2 protein-coding genes are annotated in these 5,832 nt (G+C 44.4%); one reads left to right on the plus strand and one right to left on the minus strand.

Features of this window, described 5'->3' with window-relative positions; translation table 11 throughout:
• Positions 1-23 precede the first annotated feature (23 nt).
• Positions 24-2,243, plus strand: coding sequence for an NHLP family bacteriocin export ABC transporter peptidase/permease/ATPase subunit (locus DP117_RS33295; protein ID WP_169222439.1), 2,220 nt, complete (start codon positions 24-26; stop codon positions 2,241-2,243).
• A 408-nt stretch (positions 2,244-2,651) separates the two neighbouring features.
• Here the strand turns inward: DP117_RS33295 and DP117_RS33300 are convergent, their stop codons facing one another.
• Positions 2,652-5,579: an NHLP bacteriocin export ABC transporter permease/ATPase subunit gene (locus DP117_RS33300; RefSeq protein ID WP_169222438.1), complete on the minus strand. Its 2,928-nt coding sequence runs from the start codon at positions 5,577-5,579 to the stop codon at positions 2,652-2,654.
• Positions 5,580-5,832 lie beyond the last annotated feature (253 nt).

The raw sequence follows: 5,832 nt of genomic DNA on the forward strand, positions 1-5,832 counted from the left end.
TTTGTTCCACTATAAACTAATTTATTCCATTATCTGGCTTTCTAGTCAATTGGCGTCGTACCCCAACTGTTTTGCAGATGGAGGCGACTGAATGCGGCGCTGCTGCTTTGGGAATTATGCTAGGTTACTACGGTCGAATTGTACCACTGGCGCAATTGCGTATTGATTGCGGAGTGTCGCGGGATGGAAGCGAAGCAACAAATATCCTCAAGGCAGCCAGGGGCTATGGATTGAATGCCAAAGGTTTTAAAGCAGGCTTGGATGGACTGCAACACCTGCAATGTCCTTACATCGTCTTTTGGAACTTTAATCATTTTTTGGTCGTAGAGGGATTTAGCGACAAGCAAGTTTATCTCAATGATCCCGCAACTGGACCGAGGTCTGTATCTCTGCAAGAATTTGACGAAAGTTTCACAGGAATTGTGCTGGTTTTGGAACCAGGTCAACAGTTCCAAAAAGGTGGTAGCAAACCCAATATTCTTCTAGCTTTGCAAGAACGTCTGCAAGGGTCTGGTCAGGTACTTGCCTACTGCATTTTTGCTGGGTTTTTACTGGTTATTCCCGGACTGGCATCCCCCGTATTTTCTCAAATCTTTGTAGATAATATACTGGTGCAAAATCAGCAGGACTGGCTGCGCCCACTACTGTTAGGAATGATACTTACAGCAGTACTCAACGGACTGTTGACATTTCTACAGTTAAAGTTCTTGCGCCGGATGAAGATTAAACTATCTGTAAGCATGTCTAGCCGATTTCTGTGGCACATTCTGCGCTTACCTGTGAGTTTTTATGCTCAAAGATTTGCCGGAGAAATCAGCGATCGCATCCATCTTAACGACAAATTAGCCGATTTGCTGTCGGGGAAATTAGCCACAACTGCGATCGCTTCCGTCATGGTGATTTTTTATGCAATTGTTATGCTGCAATATGATGCGGTGTTGACTTCAATTGCGATCGTCTTTGTCGCAATAAATCTCCTGACTTTGCTTTATGTCTCTCGGTGGCGCGTAGACGCTAATATCAAATTACAAATGGAGCAAGGAAAAGTTAGCGGGGTAGCTATTTCTGGTCTGCAAAGTATGGAAACCTTGAAAGCATCTGGGTTAGAATCTGATTTTTTTGCTCGGTGGGCTGGTTATTATGCCAAATCAATTAACGCATACCATGAAACAGATATAATTAACCAGGTTCTGGGAATTTTACCCTCATTCTTGTCTGCGATCGCCTCCATGCTAGTGTTGTTAGTGGGTGGATTGCGGGTGATGGACGGCAATCTAAGCATTGGGATGCTGGTAGCATTTCAGGGAATAATGCACAGTTTTATGGAACCTGTCAATAAACTCGTAACCCTTGGCAGCGATCTCCAAGAGGTGGAGGGTAATCTGAATCGCTTAGATGATGTTTTGCAAAACCCGATAGTTCCGCAGTTAACAGAGGAGAAGCACTCTACAGGAGAGCAAGTTTTTACTAATTCCTTTCAACCCCAGAGCTTCTCTAAGTTTCTACCCAAATTGCAAGGGTATGTCAAGTTGGAGAACGTGACATTTGGCTACAACCCAGTTACTACTCCTTTGATTGAAAACTTTAATTTATCAGTCAAACCAGGACAGCGAATAGCCCTAATCGGTGGAAGTGGTTCTGGTAAGTCTACCATAGCCAAACTAATATGTGGATTGTACGAGCCGAGCATGGGAGAAATTAAGTTTGATGGCAAACCCAGAAACCAAATTACTCGTCAGGTAATGGTGAATTCTATCGCTTTAGTAGAGCAAGATATTTTACTGTTTGCAGGTAGCGTCAGGGATAACTTGACCTTGTGGGATACCACCGTACCCGATAGCTACTTGGTACAAGCTTGTCAGGATGCAGCTATCCACGATATTATACTCTCTTTACCTGGGGGCTATGATAGCAATCTTTCAGAAGGGGCTACTAATTTAAGCGGTGGTCAAAGACAACGTTTAGAAATTGCCCGTGCTTTAGTTAACAACCCCTCTATCTTAATTATGGATGAAGCCACCAGCGCCCTAGATACTGAAACCGAAAAAATTATTGACCAAAAACTCCGCCAACGGGGATGTACCTGCATTATCGTGGCGCATCGACTGAGTACCATCCGCGATTGTGATGAAATTATTGTCCTCGAACAGGGAAAAGTCGTGCAACGGGGAACTCATGAACAACTGCAACAGGTTGAGGGACCATACTTGCAATTAATTCGTAGTGAGGGAGATGCACTTTGATTGCGATTAACTTACGCCGTCTTGGAAAGCGTGTGCTTAAACCTGAAAAGTAGGTAGATAGTACTTTAGCTTCACCTATACCGGACGTGGTGGTTTACCTGCCTCTCCCAACAACACACTCAACAGCGATGCAGTGTGGGAAGATTGGCGACTTACTGCTGTACCAACGGGAAGAGAGGGAGAGAGGGAGAGGGGGAGAGAAGGAGAGAGGGAGAGGGGGAGAGAGGGAAGAAAATCACAAAATTATAATTTTGTCAATACACCTGCGGGTGAAATTGTCGAAGCTCAAGGCTGGGTAGTAGATGCGAATGGGGATGTCATACTTGTAGCTCATCTGCCTGCGGTAACGCCTCACAAGCTGAGGAATTCCCCATCTGGATGTCAAGTACTTGCAAATAATATTATTATTTATAACTTCTGCCGCATCATAAGTTGAGCAAATAGCCCCTGCTGATTAGCTAGTCGCTCAAAACTGCCCTGTTGTACAACCCTACCATCCTGAAGTACATAGATACAGTCGGCACTGCGGATTGTACTGAGTCGGTGAGCAATGACTATGCGCGTTACCTTTAGCTGATTAAGGCTTTCACTAACAATAGCTTGGGTTCTGTTATCTAAGGCACTGGTCGCTTCATCAAACAGCAAAATTCTTGGTTTCAATACCAACGCTCTAGCGATTAATAGTCTCTGCCGTTGTCCACCAGAGATATTACCACCTCCTTCACTGACAATAGTGTGCATACCCATTGGCATAGCTTGGACATCATCTGCGAAACCTGCCATCTCGGCTGCTTCCCATGCTTCATCAATTGATACATTGGCGCTACTGGCAATGTTTTCAAAGATGGAAGCTGACATTAATCGACTATTTTGTAAGACAACGCCTAACTGTCTGCGGACAGCATGAATATCCAATCCTGTCAAGTCCTGTCCATCATAATAAATACTACCTTTTGCGGGAGTTTCAAATCCCAGTAGTAAGCGAAACAAAGTTGATTTACCACTTCCAGAAGTCCCCACTAGAGCAATAAATTCCCCAGGTTCAGCTCGAATACTCACATCATCTAAGTTTAAAGGACCATCATCTCGGTAACGAAAAACCACATGGTCTACAAAGATTCTACCTGAAAGTCTGTCAGGATCTGCCTTAGTGTTATTAACTTCTGGCTCGGCTTGCAAAATTGGCTGAACACGCTTCCACAAAGGTATGACTTCAAGAACGTCCACAACAGTTGTACTCAAGCTGGTTGCACCACTAATAAATGTACCAAAAGCAGAGTTGAATGCGAGGAACGTGCCAATAGATAATGCCTGTCCTTCCTCTGTTTGCTGGCTTTCCTGGAGTAAATTCGCAGTAAACCAAAAAAGTGCGCAGGATGTGAATATAGGCAAAACTTGATTGCCAACAGCGAGAAGGTCTTCAATAACTTGGATACTCAGCGTCAATTTTAGTTGCTGGCTGTACTGTTTGCCCCAGTACGCAAAAGCGTGTTCTTCAGCCCCAACTACTTGCAATTTAGCAACCCCGTTGATTAACTCCACCATCACGCCAAATATTTTTCCTTGTAGCTCTAATAAAGGATGAAGTTTGTGAAGGGTGAGAATACTAGAGATAAAAGTGAGGGTAATATTCACAACGGCTGCAACAATGCCTATCAAGGCTAATGAACCGTTGTAGTAAATTAGCAATCCCAAGTTTAAGAAGGCAAACACCCCAGAGAAAATACTTTTGAGAACTGTGCCACTTAATTTAGAGCGGATATCACTGATGGCAGAAACCCGAGATTCTAAGTCCCCGATAGAATACTGATTAAAAAAAGACATCTTTAGCTTCAACAGTCTATCCCACACCGCCGCTTGAACCGATGAGTCGGCAAAAGTTTCCAGTCTCATCAGGGCAAGCCCCTGAGCTAGTTGAAAGATAGTGCTTCCAAAAGCTGTTGCGCAAAGACCCAAAGCAATTTGTAACAATAGTCCCCGGTCGGTGTCTAGAATGGCGTTATCCATGAGAATAGCAGTAGCCTGGGGGGTTACCATTCCTAACAAAGAAACAGCAATTCCAGTTAATAGGATAACAACCACATCTTTAAAATGACCCCGCAGCGCAAATCGAAGTATATCCCAGGTATTGAGGTCTTTATCGGGCAAAGGTCGATAAAATACATGGGCAGTGGTGGAGAGCATAGCAGCGCTTTGCTCATCTACGGGAGTGCGAGTCTGCTTAAGCGGATCGAAAATCTCATAGCTGTTGCCCCTTGCGCGGCTTCCAAAAGCAGCATTGCCCTTAACTGGTAACAGAGCCACCAGACTTTCGTCTTCTAAAGTGTATCCCAGCATCGGACCACAGTCACTTTTCCACCAGTTCCCTACCAGATGCAAGCGACGCATCCGAATTCGTGAAGCACGGGCAATAGCCTCCAAAGGGTCTTTAAGGCGTTTGAAGTCTTCTGACTGAGCTGGAGGGCAAATCGCAATCCCTAAAGCATGTCCGACTGCTCCAGCCGCAACTAACAGAGCTTGGTATGAGGAATTACTACCATGTATCATCTGTGGAGAGGTGGCTGTTTCCCGCTGTTGCAGCACGGATGACAGTTCCCCCAACGTTTCGTTCATAACCTGACGCTTCAGGTGTTCTCTTTCCCGACACCTCTGGATTTCTTGCTGAATTTCTTGCCTAAAGAGCAAGTTAATCATCTGCAGGAAATCCATTTGCAGTTGAGCCAGACTTACCATTAAAGCATCCGCTTCTGGGATATCTTCGGTGCGAAGACTTTCTAATTCTAATGTGTCCTCCGCCTGCAACCACATATCAGCACTCAAAGGTAACAGACCAGACGCAGGCTCAAAAACCAGTTCGGAAAATCCCATCAATTTGGCATAACCACGTTGGATTTGTACCCAAGATACGCTACCTTTTTCTGGTCGGAATATATCGCCATTCGCAAAGGAAAAAAACTGGATTCCCGGCTCTGGGACCTTTAAGTTATGATTAGGTTCACTCGCAACAGCCGAACCCAGTTGATATATCCAACGCTCTACCAAATCGATCGCATAACCTTGTTTGTTTGCGAGCATAGACTCAAAATCTTTTCGAGACATTCTGAGCAGTTCTGTTTCCTCAAGTGACACTGCTAAAATCTGGAGCTGCTTGCTTTGAGGCTCTGGTGCTGTTGAAAACATCGCCTCTGCGGATTTGACACTAAATAGGTAACGCCGTTTTCCCTCTGGGTTACCATTGTTAACCGCAATGGCAAATAGTGACATGGAACCTGATTGCACCACCCAAACTGTCTGCGGATCATTTAATAATAAAGGTTCATTGCCTTTAAACAGCATTTGAGAAACTTCTTTGGCGTTGCAAAAGACCGTAACTGCACACTAGCATATCAAATGGTTGTAACTCAGAAAGCAATTGTTGACGATTACTACTAAAGAACAACACTTGATTTTGTATGGATTTCTATGTTAACCTACCTTCACTTGCAAAGAACGATTATCTGATAAAATCACCGTAGTTTCTTGAAGCACAGTGTGCTTGTCACTCTGCAAGGCTATAATTTGCGTCAACACCCCTGCCTAAAGGCGAGGG

Source organism: Brasilonema sp. UFV-L1, assembly GCF_012912105.1.
GTDB lineage: Bacteria > Cyanobacteriota > Cyanobacteriia > Cyanobacteriales > Nostocaceae > Brasilonema.